This window comes from Aeromicrobium sp. MLTX1, assembly GCF_046452335.1.
GTDB lineage: Bacteria > Actinomycetota > Actinomycetes > Propionibacteriales > Nocardioidaceae > Aeromicrobium.
Map to the genome: position 1 here is coordinate 307,539 of NZ_JBKFDN010000001.1, position 23,989 is coordinate 331,527.

The following is a 23,989-nucleotide window of genomic DNA, read 5'->3' on the forward strand; positions in this document are numbered from 1 at the left end:
GGTGGCGTCCTTTCCGCGTCAGCGGATGGCGATCTTCAGGGACGTGGTCGAGGAGCTGATGATCCGGTTCCCGGAGTAGCGCACCGTGTAGGTCCGCTTGCCCCTCTTCTGCTTGCTGATCTTGAACGTGGCCTTCCCGTTCTTCACGGTGACCGTCGTGATGCGCTTGCCCTTGGCGTAGATCGAGGCCTTGCCGTGGACGCGCGACGTCGCCACGCCGGGCGCCTTGATGGTGATCGTGACGGTCGCCCTGCGCTTGGCGGGCTTCGCCTTCGCCGCGATCGAGCTGCGACTCGTGACCCTGACGTAGTCGGAGATGACGGTCGGGGCCTCGTGACCGAGCCGCGCGGGCAGGACCTCCAGCCTGAGGGAGCCGCCGAGCATCCCCGCGGTCGGACGGAACGTGGGACCGGTGCCGACCTGCCGGTCGTACTCGCCGTCCCCGCTCCCGTCGTGGTTCCCGTACCACCACACGTACGTGGCCGAGGTGGCGCCGGGCGCGTAGGTACCGGGTCGGGCGGTCAGGACCCGTCCGGGCGAGGCGACGCCCGCGACGGACGGGCTCGTCTCAGGTCGGAGCTTCGGCGCGCGACGCAGCGTGATGTCCGCGTCGGTGACCGGCCCCGAGTCCAGGGCGATGTCGCGGGCGTCGGCCAGCGTGAGCGCTCCGGACGCCGTGCCGTTCCAGTAGGACGTGAGCACGTCCGGGGCGTCGTGGTGACAATCGTCGTACTGGTCCTCACAGCGCCGCTGCGCGAACTTCAGCCGGACGACCGGGTGCCCGGCTGCCACACGCAGCACGAAGGAGCCGTCGAGCTCGACCCCGTCGGCGGGGCCGTAGGCCGATCGCGTGGCGGCGTAGCCGACCGTCTCCCACGCGCCGCCGACCTTCGCCAGGGCGCGCACCTCGATCGGCGACCGCATCGCGAACGACTCGAGGTCGAAGGCCTGGGGGGTGATCCGGCCCGAGATGGTCACGGGGTCTGCCGCCACGCGCGCCGCCGCCCCGGCCGGCGCCATCAGCAGGCTCGCGACAAGTGCGATGACCGCGACGAGCGCGGCTCGGGTCATGCTCTTCATGGGGTCCTTCCCGCGTCAGCGGATGGCGATCTTGAGGGACTTCGTCGACGGCAGGATCCGCCAGGTGCCCGAGTAGCGCACCGTATACGTGCGCTTGCCCTTCTTCTGCTTGGCGATCTTGATCGTGGCCTTGCCGTTCCTGACGTTGACGGTCTTGATCCGCTTGCCCTTGGCATAGATCGACGCCTTACCCTGCATCTGCGCCTTCGAGGCGCCCGGAGCCTTCACCGCGAGCGTCACCGTGGCCGTGCGCCTGCCCGCCTTGGCCTTCACCGCGAGCGCGCTACGGGCCCGCACGATCACGTACGGGGTCTGCAGGATCGGCGACTCGTGGTCGAAGACGCTCGGCCTGGCCTGCAGGGCGATCGAGGCGCCCACATGATCCGTCGTGAGCCGGAAGGTGCGCCCCGTCCCCGCGGGCATGTCGTACTCGCCCAGCGTGGACCCCGACCCGACGAGCCACGTCAGTCCGACGGACGAGGCGGCCGGCTCCCACGTGCCCGGGTGCGCCGTCAGCACCTGGCCGGGCACGGCACTGCCGGTGATGGTCGGACGCACGGTCGCCCTGACCTTCTTCGACCGCTCGAGCGTGATGTCCCGAACATCGACATCCCCGGCGGTCACGTCGATGTCGGAGGCGTCCTCGAGTCGAGGCACCCCGTGCGCACTGCCGGCGGACCAGTAGGTCGTCCGGACCTCGGGAGCCGGGATGTCGTAGGCACCGGTCTCACACGCGTGGCCGAAGTCGTCCAGGCAGTGGCCCTGGAAGAGCTTGAGCCGGACCGAGCCGAGCTCGGGGTCGACGGTGAGGGTGAACCGGCCGTCTCCCACGGCGGCTCCCGGGAACCGGACGAAGCCGCTGCCCACGTCCTCCCAGACCCCGCTCACGAACGCGAACGCCTTCACGCGGATCGTCTCCCGCGCCGCGAAGGACTCGAGGTCGAAGTCCTCCGCGCTGACGTTCCCGGAGATGATCACCGGGGCGGCGGCCGCACGTGGCGCGGCGTTCGCGGGCGCGAGCAGCAGGCTCGCGGTGAGCGCGAGCAGCGCGACGACGATGCGCCGAGTGGTGGTGTTCATGGTTCTCCCCGAAAACTCGCAGACTTGTACCGCCTTGCACACCATAGGCCACCGCGGGGACACCGCGAGGCCCTCAGCGAATGGCCATCCGCAGCGAGGTGGTCGGCGACGTCACGAGGCGGTTGCCGGAGTAACGGATCGTGTACCTGCGCTTGCCCCGCGCCTGACTCGTGATCGTGATCGTGGCCTTGCCGTCCCGCACGTTCACCGTCTTGATCCGCTTGCCCTTGGCGTAAATCGACGCCTTGCCGTGCAGCTGGGCCTTCGACACGACCGGCGCCGTGATCCGGATCCTGACGGTCGCTCGCCCCTTGCCGGGCTGGGCCGTGATCGCGAGCCGGGCCGCGCTCTTCACGAGGTAGTGCCGGCTTCGCTGCACGGGCGCCTCGAATCCGGGGCGCGAGGGCGTTTCCTGGAGGGCGAGCGCGTGACCCAGCAGGCTCGCCGGGACCCGGAAGGTGCGTCCGCGACCGAGCAGCCGGTCGGATCCGCGGATCTGGCCGATCCACCGGTGGTCGCGGGCCGTGGGCCCCGGGACGTAGCTGCCCACGCGGGCCGTCACCACCTCGCCGACCCCCACCGTGCCGGCGATGCGAGGCTCCGCGACCGCGCGAAGCTCCACGGCGGCCTTCAGCGTGATGTCCTTGTCGACCACCGGCCCGGAGCGGAGGTCGAGGTCGGCCGCGCCGGCGAAGCTCGTCCCACCGTCCGGAGTGCCGTCCCAGTACGCGCGCGCGACCTGGGGCGCCCGACCGAAGCGACGGCACCGATCCCAGTCGTCGCAGACCGATTGGTGGAACTGGACTCGGACGACCTCGTAGAAGCCCGGCACCGAGAACCTGTACCTGCCGTCCGCGGCCACGTACACCGGGGCGCCCTCGAGCCTTCCGAGTCGCGTGCGCTCGGCGACGCGCTCCCAATGACCGTCGATGCGCCCCCACACGTGAGCGCTCAGGCCGCGATCGTCGTCGTCCCCGCCGGGCCTCAGCAGCGCGAGGTCGAAGCCGTCGGCCGTGATCGTGCCCGACACGGTGGGATCGGGGCGGATCGCGAGGTCCACCCCGGTCACCCGAGTGCCCTTCGAGACGGTGATCCGGCGGCTCGGCGTCGCGGAGTCGGAGAACGTCATCTCGGCACGGACCTGGTAGGTGCCTGCCGTCGGTGCGCTCAGCGTGTACGTCGAGCCGGCCCCGACGAGCGTGCTGGTGACCTCGACCCACGCTCCCTCGGCGCTCAGCCGACGCAGCGACACGTCGATGACCTTCCCGCCCGCGTAGCCCGCGGGAGCCGTGATCCGTCCGGAGATCGTGCCCACGGCGGCCGGGCCCGACGGCTGAGCGGCACCGGCAGGAGCCAGCAGCAGGCTTGCGACGACGGCGAGCACCGCGACGAACGCGGCTCGGGTGGCGTTCTTCATCTCGGCACTCCTGGTCTCAGCGGATGGCGATCCTGAGCGACTTCGTCGACGACGTGATGATCCGGTTGCCCGAGTAGCGCACCGTGTACGTGCGCTTGCCCTTCTTCTGCTTCGCGATCGTGAAGGTCGCCTTCCCGTTCCGGACGTTCACCGTCTTGATGCGCTTGCCCTTGGCGTAGATCGACGCCTTGCCGTGGATCCGGGACGTCGCCACACCCGGCGCCTTGATCGCGATCGTCACCGTGGCCTTGCGCTTGCCGGGCTTGGCCTTCACCGCGAATCGGCTGCGGCTCTTCACGAGCAGATCCGCCGTCTGCACGAGCGGAGCTTCGAACCCGATCCGCGCCGGCTCCACCTCAAGGGCGAGTCGTCTACCGAGGTGCGCGGACGTGACCCGGAACGTCCGTCCCGTCGCGACGGTCGGGTAGGAGTACGTGTACTCCCCGTTGTCGTACTCGCGGAGGGCCCATCGGTACGTCACGGAGGACGCTGCAGGAGTGTAGGTGCCGGGCTGCGCGGTGAGCACCTGCCCGGGCGAGGCCACGCCCGTGATCCGGGGACGGCTCGTGACGCGGATCTTCTCGGAGAGCCGCATCGTGATGTTTCGGTCGACCGCGGACCCGGTCCTCAGGTCGATGGGCTGGGCCTCGTCGATCGTGAGGGCGCCGCCCGGGGTGCCGTCCCAGAAGACCGTCTGGAGCTCCGCGGCGCGCGTGTCGGGGGCGTCCGGGGGGTACGGGATCCCGTAGTCCTCCAGGTAGCGGAGCTGCCGGAACCTCAGCCGGACGTCGTCGTACGCGACCTTGAGGGCGAGCGTGTAGGAGCCGTCCGAGCGGATCCCCAGCCCGTCGGCGCCTCCACCCCCGGTGCTGACCTCGCTCACCTTCGTCCACCGGCCTTCCACCTGGGAGAACGCCTGCACGACCAGGGGCCGCTCCACGCTGACGCCCGGGAACGAGTCCGGGCCCGCGTAGCCCGCCATGCTCACCGTGCCCGAGATCGTGGGCCCCGCCGCAGGAGCCGCGGGGGCCGCGCTCGCGGGCGCCATCATCAGGCCGGCGAGCAGCCCGAGGACGGCGAGCAGGACGGGTCGTGCGTGGTGCCTCATCGGTTCCCCCCGGAAGTCGGCGGCAGCGGGCCGCCCTCGCACCCTACGTCACAGCGGTCCCGGCGAAGAGGGGAATGACGAAGGGGCCCACCTCGCGGTGGACCCCTTCATGCGACTCAGCCGCTGCTCACGCCTTGGTGAGGGCGCTCCGCAGGTCGCGGTTCAGACGGCTGATGACGTCCAGCGGGATGCCCTTGGGGCAGGCCGCCGTGCACTCGCCGATGTTGGTGCAGCCGCCGAAGCCCTCGTAGTCCATCTGCTCGACCATGCCGAGGACGCGCGAGTCGCGCTCGGGCTGGCCCTGCGGCAGCAGTCCCAGGTGCGTGATCTTCGCGGCCGTGAACAGCATCGCCGAGCCGTTCGGGCACGCCGCGACGCAGGCGCCGCAGCCGATGCACGTGGCGGCCTCGAACGCGTGGTCCGCGTCCTCCTTCGGCACTGCGATGTTGTTGGCCTCGGGCGCCGAGCCGGTGGGCGCGGTGATGTAGCCGCCCGCCTGGATGATGCGGTCGAACGCGCCACGGTCGACGACGAGGTCCTTGACGACCGGGAAGGCCCCGGAGCGCCACGGCTCGATGTCGATGACGTCGCCGTCGTGGAACGTGCGCATGTGCAGCTGGCAGGTCGTGGTGACCTCGGGGCCGTGCGGGATGCCGTTGATCACGACGCCGCACGAGCCACAGATGCCCTCGCGACAGTCGGAGTCGAACGCCACCGGCTCCTGGCCCTCGAGCGTGAGCTGCTCGTTGAGCACGTCGAGCATCTCGAGGAACGACATGTCCTCGCTGACGTCGTCCAGGCCGTAGGTGACCATCTCCCCCTTGGACTCGGCGTTCTTCTGACGCCAGATACGAACGGTGATCTTCACTTGTAGCTCCTGGCCTTCATCTCGACGTACTCGTACTCCAGCGGCTCCTTGTGCAGGACCGGCTGGTTGTCGGCGAACTCCCAGGCCGCGACGTAGGCGAACTGGTCGTCGTGGCGCAGGGCCTCGCCGTCCTCGGTCTGGCTCTCGGCGCGGAAGTGGCCGCCACAGGACTCGTTGCGGTTCAGCGCGTCGATGCACATCAGCTCGCCGAGCTCGAAGAAGTCGGCGACGCGGTTGGCGCGCTCGAGCGTCTGGTTGAGCTCCTCGGCCTCGCCGGTGACCTTGACGTTGCTCCAGAACTCCGCCTTGAGGTCGCGGATCATCTGGATGGCCTTGATCAGGCCCTCCTCGGTGCGCTCCATGCCGCAGTAGTCCCACATGATCTGGCCGAGCTCCTTGTGGAAGGAGTCCACCGTGCGGGTGCCGTTGATGGAGAGCAGCTTCTCGACGCGCTCCTCGACCGCCTGACGCGCCTCGACGACGCGCGGGTGGTCCTCGGGGACCGTCTCGTACGGCGCCTTCGACAGGTAGTTCGCCAGCGTGTACGGCAGCACGAAGTAGCCGTCGGCCAGGCCCTGCATCAGCGCCGAGGCGCCGAGGCGGTTGGCCCCGTGGTCGGAGAAGTTCGCCTCGCCCGCCACGAACAGACCCGTGAGGTTGCTCTGGAGGTCGTAGTCGACCCAGAGGCCGCCCATCGTGTAGTGCACGGCCGGGTAGATGCGCATCGGACGCGTGTACGGGTCCTCGCCGGTGATCCGGGCGTACATGTCGAAGAGGTTGCCGTACTTGGCCTCGACGGCCGGGCGGCCGAGCCGCTCGATCGCCTCGGCGAAGTCCAGGTAGACGCCCAGGCCGCCGGGGCCGACGCCCTTGCCGGCGTCGCACTGGTACTTCGCGGCGCGCGACGCGATGTCACGCGGCACGAGGTTGCCGAACGAGGGGTAGATCCGCTCGAGGTAGTAGTCGCGCTCGTCCTCGGGGATCTCCGCCGGGTGACGGTCGTCGCCGGCCTTCTTCGGCACCCAGATGCGGCCGTCGTTGCGCAGGGACTCGCTCATCAGCGTGAGCTTGCTCTGGTAGTCGCCCGAGACGGGGATGCAGGTGGGGTGGATCTGCGTGTAGCAGGGGTTCGCGAAGTAGGCGCCCTTGCGGTGCGCGCGCCACGTGGCCGTGACGTTCGAGCCCATGGCGTTCGTCGACAGGAAGAAGACGTTGCCGTAGCCGCCGGTGGCCAGCACGACCGCGTCGGCCAGGTGCGTCTCGACCTCGCCGGTGAGCATGTCGCGGACGATGATGCCGCGGGCGCGCTCGGTGCCGTCGGCGTCGGGGACCATGATCAGCTCGAGCATCTCGTGGCGGGTGAACATCTCCACCGTGCCGAGGCCGATCTGGCGCTCCAGCGCCTGGTAGGCGCCGATCAGCAGCTGCTGGCCCGTCTGGCCGCGCGCGTAGAACGTGCGCGAGACCTGGACGCCGCCGAACGAGCGGTTGTCCAGCAGGCCGCCGTACTCACGGGCGAACGGGACGCCCTGCGCGACGCACTGGTCGATGATGTTCACCGACACCTGCGCGAGGCGGTAGACGTTCGACTCGCGGGCGCGGAAGTCGCCGCCCTTGACCGTGTCGTAGAAGAGTCGGTAGATCGAGTCGCCGTCGTTGCGGTAGTTCTTCGCCGCGTTGATGCCGCCCTGCGCCGCGATGGAGTGCGCGCGACGGGGGCTGTCCTGGTAGCAGAACGACTTGACGTTGTAGCCGGCCTCGCCGAGCGTGGCCGCCGCGGAGGCGCCGGCCAGGCCGGTGCCCACGATGATCACGTTGAGCTTGCGGCGGTTGGCCGGGTTGACCAGGTTCATGTGCGCCCGGTGCTCGTCCCAGCGCTTCTCGATGGGGCCCGCCGGAGCGGCGGTGTCGCGGATCTCGTCGCCGACGACGTGAAAGTCCAAAGCCATGTTCATGTCTCTCTCAGTCGACGAGCCCGAGCAGGATCGCCCAGGGCGGGATCAGGAAGCCGATGGTGATGACGCCCGCGACGATCCACGACAGCGGGGTCAGGCGCGATCCGGTGCGGGTGCCGCTGTGGTTGGCGCCGAGGGTGGTCAGGGCGCTCCACACGCCGTGCCACAGGTGCAGGCCGACGGCCAGCAGGGCGATCGTGTAGGACAGCACGACCCACCAGATCTCGAAGCCGTTGACGACGCGGTCGTACGGGCTGTCGCTGGCGCCGCCGGGGTGGATCTGGTTCCCGGTCAGGTGCAGGAGGTGGTAGACCACGAACAGCAGGATCACGACGCCGCCCCACCGCAGGGTGAAGGAGGCGTAGCTGCGCTGGATGCCTCGGCTGCCGCGCGGCGAGTGGTAGCGCTTGCCACCGACGAAGCCGGCGGCCTTGCGGTTGCGACGCCACAGGGTGACGGCCGCGTACGCGTGTCCGATGATCGAGCCGAGCAGCACGACGCGGATGATCCACAGCGCGCCGCTGTAGGGCAGGTAGGGCTCGCCCAGGGTGCGCAGGTGGTGCGAGTAGTCGTCGAACGCCTCCTGGCCCGCGAAGACCTTGAGGTTGCCGTACATGTGCAGGAGCAGGTAGCCGACCATGATCAGGCCGGTCACCGCCATCAGGAATTTCAGCGCCACCGTTGACCGCTGAGCGGGCAGGCGCGTCATCTGGGAAGTGGCCACGGCCACAGGTTAGGCGCGTTCCTCGATTCACGCGAAGTCGAAGTAAGGCGAACTTTCATAGACATCGGCTATGGTTGCCCCGTGCAATTGCGCCACCTCGCCTACTTCGTGGCCGTCGCCGACGAGCGCAGCTTCACCCGCGCCGCCGACACCCTCGGCATCTCGCAGCCCACCCTGTCGAAGCAGATCCAGGCCCTGGAGAACTCGCTCGGCACCCGGCTGCTGGTTCGCGACCGCGCCGGCATCGAGCTCACCAGCGCCGGTGAGGCCCTCCTCCCCCACGCCCAGCGCATCCTCATCGAGGCCGACAACGCCACGCGCTCGGTGCACGAGGTCGCCTCGCTCCAGCGCGGGCGGGTGCGGATGGGCGCGACGCCGTCGATGGTCGAGGGCCTGCTGGCGCCGGTGCTGGGACGGTTCCGCGCCGAGCACCCCGCGATCGACCTCGAGGTGCACGAGGCCGGCTCGCGCGACCTCACCGCCGAGCTGTCCTCGGGACGCATCGACCTGGCGCTGCTCATCGTGCCGCTCGCCTCGCAGATCCCCGACCTCGAGACCTCGATCGTCTACACCGAGCGCCTCGTGCTGGCGAGCCCCGCCGACTCCGACATGCCCGAGCAGATGGACGTGGCCGACCTCGCCGGGCTGCCGCTCGTGATGTTCCGCGAGGGCTACGACCTGCGCGACGTCACGCTGCGCGCGTGCCAGGCCGCCGGGTTCGAGCCGCGGCTGTCGGTGGAGGGCGGCGAGATGGGCTCGGTGCTGCGGTTCGTGGAGTCCGGGCTCGGCCACGCCGTCGTGCCCGACATCGTCATGGGCACCCGCACGGGCCTGCGCCGCACGACGCTGGAGAACCCGCCGCTCTCGCGCAGCATCGCGGTGGCGCACCGGCCGCTGGAGACGCTGCCGCTCGCGGCCCGGGCGTTCCGCGCCACCTTGGTGGAGGCGCTGGAGGGCTGACTCAGCCCAGCGGGAAGGTGGAAGTCGGCAGCCAGCCCTGCTCGGCGTCGTCGACGTAGAGGTGGAACGCGTCGACCTCGAACGAGCAGCGGAAGTCGATGAGGTCGTGCAGCGCCTCGTCGAGGGCGGCGTCGGGGACGTTGTGCGCGATCGTCACGTGCGGGTGGAACGGGAACTCGGGATCCGGCGCGCCGATCGCCTTGCGGACGCCCTCGGCGAGGGTCTCGATCTGGGCGATGCCCTCGCTCACCGCGATGAACACCACGGGCGAGATCGGCCGGAACGTGCCGGTGCCGAGCAGGCTCACGGTGAACGGCTGGAAGACGTCGGCCAGCTCGGCCAGGTCGTGCGCCAGCGACTCGACGCCGCCCTCGTCCACCACGAGCGGCGGGGCCAGCGTGATGTGGCTCGGGATCCGGTCGGCCATCTCGTCGCCGAAGGAGCGGCGCTTGTCGCGCAGCAGCTCCCCGTGGGGCTCCGGGATGGCGATCGAGACGCCGACGGTGATGGTCACGCCCGGCCGCCCAGGGGCTTCGTGAAGCCGGAGCGCTCGTAGACCAGGTCGAGCGTGGGCGCTGCGACCTCGCGGGCCCGGGCGGCACCCGCCGCGAGGATGCGGTCGAGCTCGCCGCGGTCGTCGAGCAGCTCGCGGGTGCGGGCGCCGAACGTGCCGACGAGCTCGCCCACGATCTCGGCGAGGTCGACCTTGAGGTGGCCGTACTGCTTGCCCTCGTACGCCTTGACGATGTCGTCGATCGTGCGACCGGTGAGCACCGAGTAGATGGTGAGCAGGTTCGAGACGCCGGGCTTGGCCTGCACGTCGTAGCGGATCTCGGTCTCGCTGTCGGTGACGGCGGACTTGATCTTCTTCGCGGCCTGCTTCGGGGTGTCGGTGAGGTCGACGACGCCCGTGTGGACGGGGTTCGACCCGCTCATCTTGCTGGTCGGCTCCTGCAGGTCGTAGATCTTCGCGGTCTCCTTGACGATGTACGCCTCGGGGACGGTGAAGGTCTCGCCGAAGCGGTGGTTGAACCGCTGCGCGAGATTGCGGGTGAGCTCGACGTGCTGGCGCTGGTCCTCGCCCACCGGGACCTTGTCGGCCTGGTAGATCAGGATGTCGGCGGCCATGAGGATCGGGTAGGTGAACAGGCCCACGCTGGCGAAGTCGGTGCCGGACTTGGCGCTCTTGTCCTTGAACTGGGTCATCCGGCTGGCCTCGCCGAAGCCCGTGACGCCGTTGAGGATCCACGCCAGCTGGGCGTGCTCGGGCACGTGGCTCTGCACGAACAGGGCGCTGCGCTCGGGGTCGACGCCCGCGGCGAGCATCTGCGCCGCGGCCACGTACGTGCGCTCGGCGAGCAGCTGCGGGTCGTAGTCGACCGTGATCGCGTGCATGTCGGGGATGAAGTAGAACGCCTCGAAGTCGTCCTGCAGCGCGACCCAGTTCATGAACGCGCCGATGTAGTTGCCGAGGTGGTACGAATCAGCCGTCGGCTGGGCGCCGGACAACGCACGGGGGAGGCGTGACATGGGGTCGATTCTGCCAGCCGTCCGATGAGTAGGGTGAACGGCGTGGACGACGTGCGCCGTTGGCAGGTTCCCGGACGGGTGAACCTGATCGGTGAGCACCTCGACCACAACGGCGGCGCCGCGCTGCCCATCGCGATCGACCGCTCGCTGCTGGTGAAGGCCCGCCGGCGCGACGACGGCGTCGTGAACGTGTGGAGCCGCGGCGAGCGCGCCTCCCTCCCCGTCGACGCCTCCCCCGGCGACGTCACGGGCTGGTCCGCCTACGTCGCGGGCGTCGTCTGGGCGCTGCGCTCCGCGGGCGTTCCCGTGTCCGGCGCCGACCTCGTGCTCGAGTCCACGCTGCCGGTCGGCGCGGGGCTGTCCTCGTCCGCGGCGCTGACGTGCGGGGTGGCGCTCGCGCTCGAGGACCTCGCCGGGGCCGGGCGCCCGCGCGAGGAGCTGGCGCTCGTCGCGCAGCGGGCCGAGAACGACTTCGTCGGCGCGCCCACCGGGCTGATGGACCAGTACGCGGTGCTGTTCGCGCGGGACGGGCACGCGGTGCACCTCGACTTCTCCGCCGCGCCTCCCGCCACCGAGGCCGTGCCCGCCGACTGGTCCGACGACGGCCTCGTCCTGGCCGTCATCGACACCGGCGCGCACCACGAACTGGCCGGTGGCGAGTACGCCGAGCGCCGGAGGGAGTGCGCCGAGGCGGCGTCCTCGGCGGGTGTGGATCACCTGGCCGCGATCAAGCTCGACGGGCTGCTGTCGCTGACGGACGAGACGCTCAAGGCGCGCGCCCGGCACGTGCTCACCGAGACCACCCGCGTCCGCGGCGCCGTCACGGCGCTGCGCCGGCGCGACTGGGCCCAGTTCGGCGCGATGCTGACCTCGTCCCACGAGTCCCTGCGCGACGACTTCGCCGTCTCGTGCGAGGAGCTGGACGTCGCGGTCGAAAGCGCCCTCACCTCCGGCGCCCTCGGCGCCCGCATGACCGGCGGCGGCTTCGGCGGCAGCGCGATCGCCCTCCTGCGCCCCGACCAGGTCGACCCCCTCCGCGCCCGCACCGAGGCCGCCTTCGCCGCCCGCTCCTGGGCTCCCCCGCACGTCTTCACCGTCCGCCCCTCCCCCGCCGCCGCCCGGGTGGACGAACGATGAGGCATTCGGGTACCTGAGCGGGGCGCAATGCCTCATCGTTCGTCCTCCACAGGCGCGGGGCCCGTCGCTCCGGCGTCCACAGCCGTCCGCTGAGCTCTGGTCGCGAGGACCCGCGGGCGGGACGGTCGGCCCATGCTCGACGTTCTCAGCACCGCCAGGGCCATCGCCTTCCACGGCCGATCCGTCGTCCGACAGCGCATCCGCTCAGGCGCGTGGCAGCAGCCGATGCGCGGCGTGGTGGTCACGCACAACGGCCCGCTGACCCTCGACCAGACGGAGCGCGCGTGGCTCGCCGCCAGTCCCGCGGGCAGTGCGCTCGCCGGGCTCACGGCGGCACGCCGCTGGGGCCTGCGCGGCTTCGACCCCGAGCGCGTCTCGATCGTCCTGCCGGAGGGAGGTCGGCGACCGCCGGGAGACCTCGAGCTGCACTGGAGCACCCAGCTCGGCCCCGACGACGTCCCGCCGAACGAGCCGCGGCGCACCAGCCTGGAGCGCAGCATCGTCGACGCGGCGAGCTGGGCGGCCACGCCGCGACGGGCGCGAGCGCTCGTGATCGCCGCGTTCCAGCAGCGGCTGACGAGTGTCCGCCGGATGCGCGAGGTGCTCGAGCGACGCGGCAACTGCAAGCGCAAGGCGCTGATCATCCAGTCGGTGCTCGACGCGCGCGGCGGGATCCAGTCCCTGCCCGAGCGCGACTTCGACGGGCTCCGGACCGCCGCGCGGCTGCCGAGGCCCACTCGACAGGAGCGCGCGAAGGGCAAGGACGGCCGGTACTACCTCGACGTCTGGTGGGCGCAGTTCAACCTCGCCGTGGAGATCCACGGGATCCCCCACCTCGCTGTCGAGCAGTGGAGCGACGACCTGCATCGCTCGAACGAGCTCGTCATCGATGGCCGTCGCGTGCTCGCCTTCTCCTCGTTCTCGATTCGCCACGAGCCCGACCGCGTGATCGACCAGCTGCTCCGCGCCACCAGCGCCGCCGCCTGAGGACGAACGATGAGGCATTGCGCCCCGCTCCGGTACCCCAATGCCTCATCGTTCGTCCCCACCGTGGGCCGAATGCCTCATCCTTCGTCCCCCGGGGCCCCCGATACGCTGAGCCGGTGACGCGGATTGCCTACCAGGGAGAGCCGGGCTCGAACTCGCACCTGGTCATCGACCTCCACCATCCCGACGCCGAGCCGGTGCCGTGCGCCTCGTTCGAGGACGCGTTCGCCGCGGTCAGCTCGGGCAGCTGCGACCTGGCGATGATTCCGATCGACAACTCCCTCGCGGGGCGCGTCGCGGACATCCACCACTTCCTGCCCACGAGCGACCTGCACATCGTCGGCGAGCACTTCCTGCCGATCCGGTTCTCGCTCATGGGCACGCCGGGCACGACGCTCGACACGATCAAGACGGTCCACTCGCACGTGCACGCCCTCGGCCAGTGCCGAAGGATCATCCGCGAGCACGGCTGGACCCCCCTGATCTCCGGCGACACCGCCGGCGCCGCGCGCGAGATCGCCGAGGCGAACGACGTCACGGCCGCCGCCATCGCGCCGCCGCTCGCCGCCGGGATCTACGGGCTCGACGTGCTCGCCTCCGACATCGAGGACGAGCAGCACAACACCACGCGCTTCGTGCTGCTGTCGCGCGAGGACCGTCGCGCCCCCTCCGGCAACGGCCCCGTCGTCACGAGCTTCATCTTCAACGTCCGCAACCTGCCCGCGGCGCTCTACAAGGCGCTCGGCGGCTTCGCGACCAACGGCATCAACATGACCAAGCTGGAGAGCTACATGGTCGGCGGAGAGTTCACCGCCACGATGTTCCTCGCCGAGGTCGACGGCCACCCCGACGACCCGGGCCTGGCCCGCGCCCTGGAGGAGCTGCGCTTCTTCACCACCGAGATCAAGGTGCTGGGCGTCTACCCCGCCGACCCCTTCCGCGCCGAGCACCGATGACCGGGCCGGGCTGGCCGCTCAACGTCCCCGTCCTCACCGACGGCATGGTCACGCTGCGCGCCCACACCCCGGCCGACATCGACCGCGCGCTCGAGATGGCGCACGACCCCGACATGGTCCGCTGGACCGCGATCCCCACCCCGCACTCACGCGCGATGAGCGAGCAGTTCGCGCTCGAGGTCATCCCGAGGGGCTGGAACGAGGGCACGGCCATGGGCTGGGCGATCGAGTTCGAGGGGCGCTACGCCGGCAACGTCGACGTGCGCGGCAAGGAGGCGCTCGCCGACATCGGCTACGCGCTGCACCCCGACTGCCGCGGGCAGGGCGTCATGACCGCCGCGGTCCGCCTCGCCGTCGACCACGCGTTCGTCGAGGCCGGCAAGGAGGTCGTCCAGTGGTCGGCCCACGTCGGCAACGTCGGCAGCCTGCGGGTCGCGCACGCCTGCGGGTTCCGCCTGTACGGCACCGAGCCCGACCGGCTGATCGAGCGCGGCCGCATCCTCGACGCCTGGACTGGATCCCTCCGCTTCGGCGACGCGCCGATGCCGCGCACGCGCTGGCTCGAGTCCACGCTCGACACCGAGGGGCTGCGACTGCGGCCCCTCCGCGCGACCGACGTCCCGCGCATCGTCGAGGCGTGCAGCGATCCCTCCACGCGGCACTTCCTGTCGAACCTCCCCGATCCGTACGGCCCGGCCGAGGGACGCTCCTACGTCCACGACTCGTGGTGGCACGCCGCCACGGGCGACCGCGAGACCTGGGCGATCGCCGCGCGCGACGACGACCGGCTGCTCGGCACCGTCTCGGTCATGGGGCTCACCGGCCCGACCCACGGCACCGGCGAGATCGGCTACTGGATGCACCCCGACGCCCGCGGCGACGGCCTCATGACCGAGGCCGTGCGGGCCGTCGTCGACCACGCCCTCGACGCGGACGGACTCGACCTCGATCGGCTGGCGATCGTCGCCGCCGAGGGCAACACGGCCAGCCTGCGGATCGCGGAGTCACTCGGCTTCGCCCGCTACGGCACCGAGCACAAGACGGCGCGTCTCGTCGACGGCACGGTCACCGACCACCACCTCTTCGAGCGGCTGCGCGCGCAGTAGTCGGTGCCCGGGCGTACATTCCCCGGGTGAGCGAAACGACCGCCGAGCGCGTCCTGCCGGCCAACCCGTGGCCGGCCCTGTGGGCCATGGTCATCGGCTTCTTCATGATCCTGGTCGACTCCACGATCGTGTCGGTGGCGACACCGGCCATCCGCGACGACCTGGCCACCGACTACAACTCGGTCATCTGGGTCACCAGCGCCTACCTGCTGGCCTACGCCGTGCCGCTGCTGATCACGGGCCGCCTGGGCGACCGGTTCGGCCCGAAGAACGTCTACCTGACCGGACTGGCGGTGTTCACCCTGTCCTCGCTGTGGTGCGGCCTGACCGACTCGGTCGAATGGCTGATCATCGCGCGCGTCGTGCAGGGCCTCGGCGCCTCGATGATGACGCCGCAGACGATGGCGGTCATCACCCGCACCTTCCCTCCGGCCAACCGCGGCCGAGCGATGGCGCTGTGGGGTGCCACGGCCGGCGTCGCCACGCTGGTCGGACCCGTCCTCGGCGGCGTGCTGGTCGACAACGCCGGCTGGGAGTGGATCTTCATCATCAACGTGCCCGTGGGCATCGTCGGCTTCGCGCTCGCGTGGCGCCTCGTACCGGCGCTGGAGACCCACAGCCACCAGTTCGACTGGGTCGGCGTCGTGCTCAGCGCCATCGCGATGTTCCTCATCGTCTTCGGCATCCAGGAGGGCGAGAAGTACGACTGGGGCCAGATCGAGGGCCTGCTCTCGGTGCCGCTGCTCATCGCCGCCGGACTGGTGGTCCTCGCGGTGTTCGTCGCCTGGCAGGCCCGCAACCGGCGCGAGCCGCTCGTCCCGCTGAGCCTCTTCCGCGACCGCAACTTCTCGGTGTCCACCCTGGGCATCTCGGCCGTCTCGTTCTCGGTCACCGCGATGGCGTTCCCGTTCATGCTCTGGACCCAGACCGTGCTGGGCTTCGACGCCACGCAGGCCGGCCTGCTGTTCGTGCCGATGGCCGTGGTCACCGCCGCGATGGCGCCGGTCGTCGGCCGGATGAGCGACCGGATGCACCCGCGCTGGCTGGCCTCGGTGGGCTTCGCCTCGTCCGCGGTCGCGATCGTCGGCACGACGCTCGTGATGGCACCGGACACCCCGGTCTGGCAGCTGCTCGTGCTCAACGCGCTGCTCGGCTTCGGCAACGCGTTCCTGTGGGCGCCGCTGGCCTCCACCGCCACCCGCAACCTGCCGATGTCCTCGGCCGGCGCCGGCGCGGGCGTCTACAACACCACGCGCCAGGTCGGGGCCGTGCTCGGCTCGGCCGCGATCGCCGCGGCAATCTCGGCGCGACTCGCGCACCACCTGCCGCAGGCCACGGGCTCGGCGGCCGAGGGCGCCGGCGCGACGCGCCTGCCCGACGCGCTCGGCGGTCCGTTCACCGACGCGATGGCCGAGGCGCTGCTCGTGCCCGCCCTGGCGTTCCTCGTGGGACTCGTCGTGGCCCAGTTCCTCGTCAAGCCCACGCACGACCGGGGCTGACACGCACGACGGCCGCGCCCCCGAGCGGGGAGCGCGGCCGTCGTGGCGTGGGCGTCAGAACGACGCGAGCGCCTCGTTGAAGGTCGTGCTGGGTCGCATGATCTTCGCGGCCTTCTCCGGGTCGGGCTGGTAGTAGCCGCCCAGGTCGGCCGGCTGGCCCTGCACGGCGGCGAGCTCGTCGACGATCGTCTGCTCCGCGTCGGCCAGCTGCTGCGCCAGCGGCCCGAAGACCTCGGCGAGCTCGGCATCCTCGGACTGCTGCGCCAGCTCCTGCGCCCAGTAGAGGGCCAGGTAGAAGTGGCTGCCGCGGTTGTCGATCGTGCCGAGCCGGCGGCCCGGCGAGCGGTCGTGCTCCAGGAAGCTGGCCGTCGCCCGGTCGAGGGCGTCGGCGAGGACCTGGGCCTTCGCGTTGCCGGTGGCCGTGGCGTACTGCTCGAGGCTGGGCACCAGGGCGAAGAACTCGCCGAGCGAGTCCCAGCGCAGGTAGTTCTCCTTGACGAGCTGCTGCACGTGCTTGGGGGCCGAGCCGCCGGCGCCCGTCTCGAACAGGCCGCCGCCGTTGATCAGCGGGACGACCGACAGCATCTTGGCGCTGGTGCCGAGCTCGAGGATCGGGAACAGGTCGGTGTTGTAGTCGCGCAGCACGTTGCCGGTGACGCTGATGGTGTCCAGGCCCTGGCGGATGCGCTCGACCGACAGCTTCGTCGCCTCGACCGGCGACATGATGCGGATGTCGAGGCCGTCGGTGTCGTGCTCGCCGAGGTACTCGTTCACCTTGGCGATCAGCTGCGCGTCGTGGGCGCGGGTCTCGTCGAGCCAGAACACGGCCGGGTCGCCGGTGGCGCGGGCGCGGTTGACGGCCAGCTTGACCCAGTCGCGGACCGGGACGTCCTTGGTCTGGCAGGCGCGCCAGATGTCACCCTGCGCGACGGTGTGCTCGATGAGCACGTCGCCGGCGGCGTTGACGACGCGGACGGTGCCGGTCGTGGGGATCTCGAACGTCTTGTCGTGCGAGCCGTACTCCTCGGCCTTCTGGGCCATGAGGCCGACGTTCGGCACCGAGCCCATCGTGGACGGGTCGTACGCGCCGTGGGCCTTGCAGTCGTCGATGACGACCTGGTAGACGCCGGCGTACGAGCTGTCGGGGATCACCGCGAGGGTGTCGGCCTCCTGGCCGTCCGGGCCCCACATGTGGCCCGAGGTGCGGATCATGGCCGGCATCGAGGCGTCGACGATGACGTCGCTGGGCACGTGCAGGTTGGTGATGCCCTTGTCGGAGTCGACCATGGCCAGGCGCGGGCCGTCGGCCAGCTCGGCCTCGAACGAGGCCTTGATGTCGGCGCCGTTGGCGACCTGGTCGAGGCCGGCGAGGATGCCGCCGAGTCCGTCGTTGGGGCTCAGGCCCGCCTCGGCGAGCGCGGCCCCGTGCTCGGCGAAGGTCTTCGGGAAGAAGGCGCGCACGACGTGACCGAAGATGATCGGGTCGGAGACCTTCATCATCGTGGCCTTGAGGTGCACCGAGAACAGGACGTCGTCGGCCTTGGCCTGCGCGACCTGCGCGGAGAGGAACTCGCGCAGCGCGGCGACGTTCATGCTGGTGGCGTCGACGATCTCGCCGGCCAGCACCGGGATCGACTCCTTCAGCACGGTGGTGGAGCCGTCGTCGCCGACGAGCTCGATGCGCAGCGTGTCGTCGGACGCGAGCGTCACCGACTTCTCGTTGGAGCGGAAGTCGTCGACGCCCATCGTGGCGACGTCGGTCTTGGAGTCGCTGCTCCAGGCGCCCATCGAGTGCGGGTGGCCCTTGGCGTAGTTCTTGACCGAGGCCGGCGCGCGGCGGTCGGAGTTGCCCTCGCGCAGGACCGGGTTCACGGCCGAGCCCTTGACCTTGTCGTAGCGGGCGCGGACGTCGCGCTCCTCGTCGGTCTGCGGGTCCTCGGGGTAGTCGGGCAGGTCGTAGCCCTGCTCGCGCAGCTCGGCGATGGCCGCCTTGAGCTGCGGGACCGACGCCGAGACGTTCGGCAGCTTGATGATGTTGGCCTCCGGGCGCTTCGCGAGCTCGCCGAGCTCGGCCAGCGCGTCGGCCGCCCGCTGGTCCTCGGGGAGCAGGTCGCTGACCGCCGCGATGATGCGGCCGGCCAGGGAGATGTCCCGGGTCTCGACCTCCACGCCGGCCTTCGAGGCGTACGCCTCGATGATCGGGAGGAGGGAGTAGGTCGCGAGGGCGGGAGCCTCGTCGGTGTGCGTGTAGATGATCGTCGAGTCCGTCACGCCCCCAAACTACCGGGTGTGCAGGTCGCCGCTGCTCGCCGCACCCCGGATCGGACCGCCCATTGTGCAGTTGGTCAGTCCAGAATGTGAACAACGTCCACGACGCCGTTCCACTCGCCTACGTTGGCTGCTCGAGCCCGCCGCACCGTGCGGCCGACCGACCGAGAGGACCTCCCATGGCACATCGCTTGCGCCCCATCGCGGCCGCGGCCCTGCTGCTGACCGCTGCCGCCGCCCTCACCGCCTGTGGGTCGGAGGCCGCCGAGGGCGAGCAGATCTCGATCGTCGGCTTCGCCGTTCCGGAGGCCGCCAACAAGAACATCCAGGAGGAGTTCGTCAAGACCGACGCCGGCGAGGGCACGACGTTCAAGACCTCCTACGGCGCCTCGGGTGACCAGAGCCGCGCCGTCGTCGACGGTCTCAAGGCCGACTACGTGCACCTGTCGGTGGGCACCGACGTCGACCGCCTGGTCGACGCGGGTCTCGTCGACGAGACCTGGGACGACGGCGACAACAAGGGCATCGTGTCCAACTCGATCGTCGTGCTGGGCGTCCGCGACGGGAACCCCAAGAACATCAAGGGCTGGGACGACCTCGTGAAGCCCGGCGTCGAGATCGTCACGGCCAACCCCGCGTCGTCCGGCGCGGCCCGCTGGAACGCGCTCGCCGCGTGGGGCCACGTCACCGAGAACGGCGGCACCGAGGCCGAGGCCACCGAGTTCGTCAACGACCTGTTCGCCAACGTCGTGTCGCTGACCAACAGCGGCCGCGACGCCACGCAGAGCTTCCTCGGCGGCGCCGGCGACGTCCTGCTGGCCTACGAGAACGAGGCCATCCTGGCCGCGCAGAACGGCAACGGCTTCGAGTACGTCATCCCCGACACCACCCTGCTGATCGAGAACCCCGGCGCCATCCTCAAGGAGTCCAGCAGCGTCTCGCAGGACTGGCTCGACTTCGTCCTCGGCGAGGAGGGCCAGCGCCAGTTCGCGCTGACCGGCTTCCGTCCGCTCAACCTCGAGAGCCCCGGCACCGCCGACCTCGACGCGATCGGCCTGGAGCCCGGCGACATCAAGGGCGCACCCGACGCGTCGGACCCCTACCCCGCCGTGAACAACCTGCTGACGCTGGAGAAGAACTTCGGCGGACCCGGCTGGGGCGAGGTCAAGGACAAGCTGTTCGGCGACGGCAAGGACGGCAAGCCCGTCGGCATCGTCACCGAGGCGATCGCGAAGTCCGGCAAGGCGGCCTCGTGACCTCTGCCGATCTGGTGACGCGAGCGGGCCGGCCGGGGGACCCCCGGCCGGCCGGCTCGCTGAACCGCGCCTCGGCCGTCGGCCTGGGCGTGACCATGACCTGGTTCAGCCTGCTGGTGCTGATCCCGCTCGCCGCCGTCGTCGCCACCGCGACCGAGGGCGGCGTCGGCGCGTTCTGGGACGCGGTCACGAACGCCCAGACCGCGCACGCCATCCGCCTGACGATCCAGTCGGCGCTGCTCGTCACCCTGACGAACATCGTCGTGGGCACGGCGATCGCGTGGGTGCTCGTGCGCGACAGCTTCCCCGGCAAGTGGATCCTCGAGATCCTCATCGACATCCCGTTCGCGCTGCCCACGATCGTGGCCGGCCTCGTGCTCCTGTCGCTCTACGGCAACGACGAGAGCCCGCTGGGCATCAACATCGCCAACACCGAGACCTCGGTGTTCCTCGCGTTCCTCTTCGTCACGCTGCCGTTCGTCGTCCGCACGGTGCAACCGGTGCTGGAGGAGATCGACGTCGAGATCGAGGAGGCCGCGGCCTCGCTCGGCGCCAGCCGCCTCACCACGTTCACGCGCATCATCCTGCCGACGCTGACCCCCGCCATCGCCGCCGGCGCGACCCTGTCGTTCGCCCGCGGCGTCGGCGAGTACGGCTCGCTCGTGCTGCTGTCGGGCAACCTGCCGTTCGAGTCCGAGGTCGCCTCGGTGCGCATCCTCAGCGCGATCGAGAACGACAACCCGGCGGCCGCCGCCTCCGTGGCGACGCTGCTGCTCATCGTCTCGCTCGGGGTGATCCTGCTGCTCGACTACATCCAGCGGAGGGTGGCTCGCCGTGGCTGACATCCAGCGCATCAGCCGCCGCAAGGGCCCGGTCACCTACGCGCTGCGCCTCTTCGTCATCGCCTACCTGTTCCTGCTGGTCGCCTGGCCGGTCTCGCTCGTCGTGACCAACACGTTCGAGAACGGCTTCGACGCGCTCAACGCCGTCTTCGCCGACGCCGACACCGTGGCCGCGCTGCGCCTCACCGCCTTCGCGGCGGTCATCGCCACGGCCATCAACACCGTCTTCGGCATCACGATCTCGCTGCTGCTCGTGCGCACCACGTTCCCGGGTCAGCGCCTGCTCGGCTCCCTGATCGACCTGCCGCTGGCGATCTCGCCGATCGTCGTGGGCCTGTCGCTCGTGCTGGTCTACGGCGGGCGCGGCGGCTGGTTCGGCCCGGCGCTGGAGAGCGCCGGATTCCAGATCATCTTCGCGACGCCGGGCATCGTCATGGCCACGGCGTTCGTGGCGCTGCCGCTCGTCGTGCGCGAGGTCGTGCCGGTGCTCGAGGAGATCGGCACCGAGCAGGAGCAGGCCGCCCGCTCCCTGGGCGCCAGCGGCTGGCAGACCTTCTGGCGCATCACGCTGCCCGGCATCAAGTGGGCCGTGGTCTACGGCGTCGTGCTCACCCTGGCCCGCTCGCTCGGCGAGTTCGGCGCCGTGAAGGTCGTCTCGGGCAACATCCTCGGCGAGACCCGCACCGCCACGCTCGCCGTCGAGGAGAAGTACCTCAACTGGGAGCAGGAGTCCGCGTACGCGATCGCGTTCCTGCTGGCCAGCGTCTCCGTCCTGTGCATCATCGTCGTGTCCCTCCTGCGCTCGCGCACCGAGCGGCACTGAAGCGAAAGGCCACCATGAGCATCGAGATCTCTGGGGTGAACAAGAACTTCGGCGACTTCGTCGCGCTGGAGGGCATCGACCTGTCGATCCCGACGGGCCAGCTGACGGCCCTGCTGGGGCCCAGCGGCGGCGGCAAGTCCACCCTGCTGCGCATCATCGCCGGCCTCGAGGACGCCGACTCCGGTCGCGTGGAGATCGAGGGCGTCGACGCCACCCGCCTGCCGGCGCAGAAGCGCAACGTGGGCTTCGTCTTCCAGCACTACGCCGCGTTCAAGCACATGACCGTGGCCCGGAACATCGCGTTCGGCCTGGAGATCCGCAAGCGCCCCAAGGCCGAGATCGCCGCGAAGGTCGACGAGATGCTCGAGCTGGTGCACCTCAGCCAGTTCCGCGACCGACTGCCCTCGCAGCTCTCGGGCGGCCAGCGCCAGCGCATGGCCCTGGCCCGCGCCCTCGCGATCGAGCCCACCGTGCTGCTGCTCGACGAGCCCTTCGGCGCGCTCGACGCGAAGGTGCGCAAGGAGCTGCGCGACTGGCTGCGCCGCCTGCACGACGAGGTCCACGTGACCACCGTCTTCGTGACCCACGACCAGGAGGAGGCCCTCGAGGTCGCCGACTCCATCGTCGTCATCAACGACGGGCGGATCGAGCAGGTCGGCTCCCCCGACGAGCTCTACGACTCCCCCGCCACCGACTTCGTGCTGAGCTTCCTCGGCCCGGTGACGCAGCTCGGCGGACTGCAGCTCCGGCCGCACGACATCGAGGTCGCCCTCGAGCCGCGCCCGGACGCGGTCCACGGCCGGATCTCCCGCTCGACGCGGATCGGCTTCGAGGTGCGCCTGGAGGTCACCCCCACCGAGGGTCAGCAGCCGCCCGTGCAGGTCACGGTCACCCGCGCCGAGGCGCGCGGGCTGGGCCTCCAGCACGGCGACGAGGTGTGGCTGACGCCCACCGAGGGCGCGCAGGCGATCCGCCCGGCGAACGACCCGGAACTGGCCCTCGACGGCGCCGCAACTCATGGTTACAGTGTGACCCACGTCTCAGGCTGAGACGTCATGGTCTCCACGGGACGGTGGAGTACGAGGGCGGCCGGGCTTCGTGCCCGGTCGCCCTTCATGCGTCCTCAGGCGTGGACGTCGACGCGCTCGCGCACCGGGGCGACCCGCAGGCCGACGAGGAACACCACGAGACCCGCGGCGGCCAGCGCGACGCCCACCAGCGCCGGGGCCACGTAGCCCGCGCCCGCGGCGATGACGAGACCGCCGAGCCAGGCACCCAGGCCGTTCGCGATGTTGAGGCTCGCGTGGTTGAGCGCGGCACCGAGCATCTCGGCGTCGCCCGCCGCCGTCATGAGGCGGATCTGCAGGCCGATGGCGACGACGCTGCCGAGCGCGCCCATCAGGAAGACGCTCACGAGCGCCGCCGGGGCGAACGTGGCGAGCTCGTAGAACGCGAGCAGCACCACGACGGTGAAGAGCAGGCCGCCCACCACCTGGCGCACGTTGTCCCAGTCGGCGAGGTGCCCGCCGACCCACGTGCCCGACACCGAGCCGAGGCCGAAGACCAGCAGGAAGACGGGGATGACCGCCGAGGGCAGGTCGACGACGTCGGTGACGATCGGAGCGATGTAGCTGTACATCGCGAACACGCCGCCGAACCCGACGACGCCGGTCAGGAACGCCGCGATCACCGCGGGCTCGCGCAGCGCGCCGAGCTCGCCGCGGATCGTGGCGGTCGGGTCGCCCGGCAGGTGCGGCACGAAGGCGATCACGAGCGCGGCCGCGACCACGGCGATGACCACGACGAGGGCGTACGCCGCACGCCACGAGAGCGCCTGGCCCAGCCACGCGCTCACGGGCACGCCGGCGACGGTCGCGGCCGAGAGGCCCATCATCACCATGCTCACGGCGCGACCGCGGCGGCCCGGCGGCACGAGGGAGGCGGCCACGAGCGACGCGACGCCGAAGTAGGCGCCGTGCGGCAGGCCGGCGACGAAGCGCGCGAGCATGACCGGGACGTAGCCCTCGGCGACGGCGGTCAGCGCGTTGCCGAGCGCGAGTCCACCGAGCAGCCACAGCAGCAGGCTGCGCTTGGGCATCCGTGCGGCCAGCGAGACGATGAGCGGCGCGCCGACGACGACGCCGAGCGCGTACGCCGAGATGATGTGGCCGGTCGTCGGGATGTCGCGGTCGATGCTCTCGGCCACGTCGGGGAGCAGGCCCATCGTGACGAACTCGGTGGTGCCGATCGCGAAGCCGCCCAGCGACAGGGCCAGCAGGGCGAGGCCGACGTGGCGGGCGGTCGGTTCGGTACGCGAGGTCACCTCAGGTACAAGGCCCGCGCGGCGCGAACGATTCCGGGACGCCCGTGCGACGCGAGTCACTGCTTGCCGT

At 70.8% G+C, this 23,989-nt stretch carries 21 protein-coding genes; 10 read left to right on the forward strand and 11 right to left on the reverse strand.

Annotated features, from left to right (window positions below):
- Positions 1-18: 18 nt before the first annotated feature.
- The 7 genes from ACK99Q_RS01460 to ACK99Q_RS01490 form a co-directional block, all read right to left on the reverse strand.
- Positions 19-1,080 carry a hypothetical protein gene (locus tag ACK99Q_RS01460; protein ID WP_410184478.1) on the reverse strand — a complete coding sequence of 354 codons (1,062 nt, stop codon included), beginning with the start codon at positions 1,078-1,080 and terminating at the stop codon, positions 19-21.
- Positions 1,081-1,095: 15 nt separating this feature from the next.
- The gene (locus ACK99Q_RS01465) at positions 1,096-2,160 is read right to left on the reverse strand and encodes a hypothetical protein (RefSeq protein ID WP_410184479.1); all 1,065 of its coding nucleotides are present in this window, start codon (positions 2,158-2,160) and stop codon (positions 1,096-1,098) included.
- A 73-nt stretch (positions 2,161-2,233) separates the two neighbouring features.
- Complete coding sequence (locus ACK99Q_RS01470) at positions 2,234-3,577, reverse strand: hypothetical protein (RefSeq protein WP_410184480.1); 1,344 nt, start codon at positions 3,575-3,577, stop codon at positions 2,234-2,236.
- A gap of 16 nt (positions 3,578-3,593) precedes the next feature.
- Positions 3,594-4,685, reverse strand: a complete 1,092-nt coding sequence (locus tag ACK99Q_RS01475; protein ID WP_410184481.1) for a hypothetical protein — start codon at positions 4,683-4,685, stop codon at positions 3,594-3,596.
- A gap of 127 nt (positions 4,686-4,812) precedes the next feature.
- On the reverse strand, positions 4,813-5,553 hold the full coding sequence (locus tag ACK99Q_RS01480) for a succinate dehydrogenase/fumarate reductase iron-sulfur subunit (RefSeq protein WP_410184482.1): 741 nt from the start codon (positions 5,551-5,553) through the stop codon (positions 4,813-4,815).
- Positions 5,550-7,508, reverse strand: coding sequence for a fumarate reductase/succinate dehydrogenase flavoprotein subunit (locus ACK99Q_RS01485; protein WP_410184483.1), 1,959 nt, complete (start codon positions 7,506-7,508; stop codon positions 5,550-5,552). Before ACK99Q_RS01485 ends, ACK99Q_RS01480 begins: the two co-directional genes overlap by 4 nt.
- Positions 7,509-7,515: 7 nt before the next feature.
- Positions 7,516-8,232: a succinate dehydrogenase cytochrome b subunit gene (locus ACK99Q_RS01490; RefSeq protein WP_410184484.1), complete on the reverse strand. Its 717-nt coding sequence runs from the start codon at positions 8,230-8,232 to the stop codon at positions 7,516-7,518.
- A gap of 81 nt (positions 8,233-8,313) precedes the next feature.
- Here ACK99Q_RS01490 and ACK99Q_RS01495 point away from each other — a divergent pair, with 81 nt between their 5' ends.
- Positions 8,314-9,192 carry a LysR family transcriptional regulator gene (locus tag ACK99Q_RS01495; RefSeq protein WP_410184485.1) on the forward strand — a complete coding sequence of 293 codons (879 nt, stop codon included), beginning with the start codon at positions 8,314-8,316 and terminating at the stop codon, positions 9,190-9,192.
- Position 9,193: 1 nt separating this feature from the next.
- On the opposite strand, the gene ACK99Q_RS01500 is transcribed toward ACK99Q_RS01495, so the two are convergent.
- Positions 9,194-9,706, reverse strand: coding sequence for a 2'-5' RNA ligase family protein (locus tag ACK99Q_RS01500; protein ID WP_410184486.1), 513 nt, complete (start codon positions 9,704-9,706; stop codon positions 9,194-9,196).
- The gene (gene trpS, locus ACK99Q_RS01505) at positions 9,703-10,722 is read right to left on the reverse strand and encodes a tryptophan--tRNA ligase (protein ID WP_410184487.1); all 1,020 of its coding nucleotides are present in this window, start codon (positions 10,720-10,722) and stop codon (positions 9,703-9,705) included. The genes ACK99Q_RS01500 and trpS overlap by 4 nt, the downstream gene beginning before the upstream one ends.
- Before the next feature lie 42 nt (positions 10,723-10,764).
- Here trpS and galK point away from each other — a divergent pair, with 42 nt between their 5' ends.
- The 5 genes from galK (at position 10,765) to ACK99Q_RS01530 (ending at position 16,407) form a co-directional block, all read left to right on the forward strand.
- Entirely contained in the window at positions 10,765-11,859 is a 1,095-nt protein-coding gene (galK, locus tag ACK99Q_RS01510) for a galactokinase (RefSeq protein WP_410184488.1), read from the forward strand.
- 132 nt (positions 11,860-11,991) lie between these two features.
- Positions 11,992-12,846 carry a DUF559 domain-containing protein gene (locus ACK99Q_RS01515; RefSeq protein ID WP_410184489.1) on the forward strand — a complete coding sequence of 285 codons (855 nt, stop codon included), beginning with the start codon at positions 11,992-11,994 and terminating at the stop codon, positions 12,844-12,846.
- A gap of 125 nt (positions 12,847-12,971) precedes the next feature.
- Complete coding sequence (locus ACK99Q_RS01520) at positions 12,972-13,802, forward strand: prephenate dehydratase (protein WP_410186049.1); 831 nt, start codon at positions 12,972-12,974, stop codon at positions 13,800-13,802.
- Positions 13,799-14,908, forward strand: a complete 1,110-nt coding sequence (locus tag ACK99Q_RS01525; protein ID WP_410184490.1) for a GNAT family N-acetyltransferase — start codon at positions 13,799-13,801, stop codon at positions 14,906-14,908. Before ACK99Q_RS01520 ends, ACK99Q_RS01525 begins: the two co-directional genes overlap by 4 nt.
- Positions 14,909-14,934: 26 nt before the next feature.
- On the forward strand, positions 14,935-16,407 hold the full coding sequence (locus ACK99Q_RS01530) for a DHA2 family efflux MFS transporter permease subunit (protein ID WP_410184491.1): 1,473 nt from the start codon (positions 14,935-14,937) through the stop codon (positions 16,405-16,407).
- A gap of 54 nt (positions 16,408-16,461) precedes the next feature.
- Here the strand turns inward: ACK99Q_RS01530 and ACK99Q_RS01535 are convergent, their stop codons facing one another.
- The gene (locus ACK99Q_RS01535; RefSeq protein ID WP_410184492.1) at positions 16,462-18,678 is read right to left on the reverse strand and encodes an NADP-dependent isocitrate dehydrogenase; all 2,217 of its coding nucleotides are present in this window, start codon (positions 18,676-18,678) and stop codon (positions 16,462-16,464) included.
- Positions 18,679-18,854: 176 nt separating this feature from the next.
- Between ACK99Q_RS01535 and ACK99Q_RS01540 the strand changes: the two genes are divergently transcribed.
- Genes ACK99Q_RS01540 through ACK99Q_RS01555 form a run of 4 tightly spaced genes read left to right on the forward strand, consistent with a single transcriptional unit; the run spans position 18,855 to position 22,645 of the window.
- Complete coding sequence (locus ACK99Q_RS01540; RefSeq protein WP_410184493.1) at positions 18,855-19,931, forward strand: sulfate ABC transporter substrate-binding protein; 1,077 nt, start codon at positions 18,855-18,857, stop codon at positions 19,929-19,931.
- A complete protein-coding gene (cysT, locus tag ACK99Q_RS01545; protein ID WP_410184494.1) occupies positions 19,928-20,773 on the forward strand; it encodes a sulfate ABC transporter permease subunit CysT in 846 nt (281 codons plus the stop codon). The genes ACK99Q_RS01540 and cysT overlap by 4 nt, the downstream gene beginning before the upstream one ends.
- Positions 20,766-21,596, forward strand: a complete 831-nt coding sequence (locus tag ACK99Q_RS01550; protein ID WP_410184495.1) for a sulfate ABC transporter permease — start codon at positions 20,766-20,768, stop codon at positions 21,594-21,596. Before cysT ends, ACK99Q_RS01550 begins: the two co-directional genes overlap by 8 nt.
- 14 nt (positions 21,597-21,610) lie before the next feature.
- The gene (locus ACK99Q_RS01555; RefSeq protein WP_410184496.1) at positions 21,611-22,645 is read left to right on the forward strand and encodes a sulfate/molybdate ABC transporter ATP-binding protein; all 1,035 of its coding nucleotides are present in this window, start codon (positions 21,611-21,613) and stop codon (positions 22,643-22,645) included.
- A gap of 74 nt (positions 22,646-22,719) precedes the next feature.
- Here the strand turns inward: ACK99Q_RS01555 and ACK99Q_RS01560 are convergent, their stop codons facing one another.
- The gene (locus tag ACK99Q_RS01560; RefSeq protein WP_410184497.1) at positions 22,720-23,919 is read right to left on the reverse strand and encodes an MFS transporter; all 1,200 of its coding nucleotides are present in this window, start codon (positions 23,917-23,919) and stop codon (positions 22,720-22,722) included.
- Between the last annotated feature and the right edge of the window lie 70 nt (positions 23,920-23,989).

Excerpts from the sequence above, each read along its gene's own strand:
- ACK99Q_RS01460 (WP_410184478.1), bottom strand. The coding sequence starts at position 1,080 with ATGAAGAGCATGACCCGAGCCGCGCTCGTCGCGGTCATCGCACTTGTC.
- ACK99Q_RS01465 (WP_410184479.1), bottom strand. The coding sequence starts at position 2,160 with ATGAACACCACCACTCGGCGCATCGTCGTCGCGCTGCTCGCGCTCACC.
- ACK99Q_RS01470 (WP_410184480.1), bottom strand. The coding sequence starts at position 3,577 with ATGAAGAACGCCACCCGAGCCGCGTTCGTCGCGGTGCTCGCCGTCGTC.
- ACK99Q_RS01475 (WP_410184481.1), bottom strand. The coding sequence starts at position 4,685 with ATGAGGCACCACGCACGACCCGTCCTGCTCGCCGTCCTCGGGCTGCTC.
- ACK99Q_RS01485 (WP_410184483.1), bottom strand. The coding sequence starts at position 7,508 with ATGAACATGGCTTTGGACTTTCACGTCGTCGGCGACGAGATCCGCGAC.
- trpS (WP_410184487.1), bottom strand. The coding sequence starts at position 10,722 with ATGTCACGCCTCCCCCGTGCGTTGTCCGGCGCCCAGCCGACGGCTGAT.
- ACK99Q_RS01515 (WP_410184489.1), top strand. The coding sequence starts at position 11,992 with ATGCTCGACGTTCTCAGCACCGCCAGGGCCATCGCCTTCCACGGCCGA.
- ACK99Q_RS01525 (WP_410184490.1), top strand. The coding sequence starts at position 13,799 with ATGACCGGGCCGGGCTGGCCGCTCAACGTCCCCGTCCTCACCGACGGC.
- ACK99Q_RS01540 (WP_410184493.1), top strand. The coding sequence starts at position 18,855 with ATGGCACATCGCTTGCGCCCCATCGCGGCCGCGGCCCTGCTGCTGACC.
- ACK99Q_RS01555 (WP_410184496.1), top strand. The coding sequence starts at position 21,611 with ATGAGCATCGAGATCTCTGGGGTGAACAAGAACTTCGGCGACTTCGTC.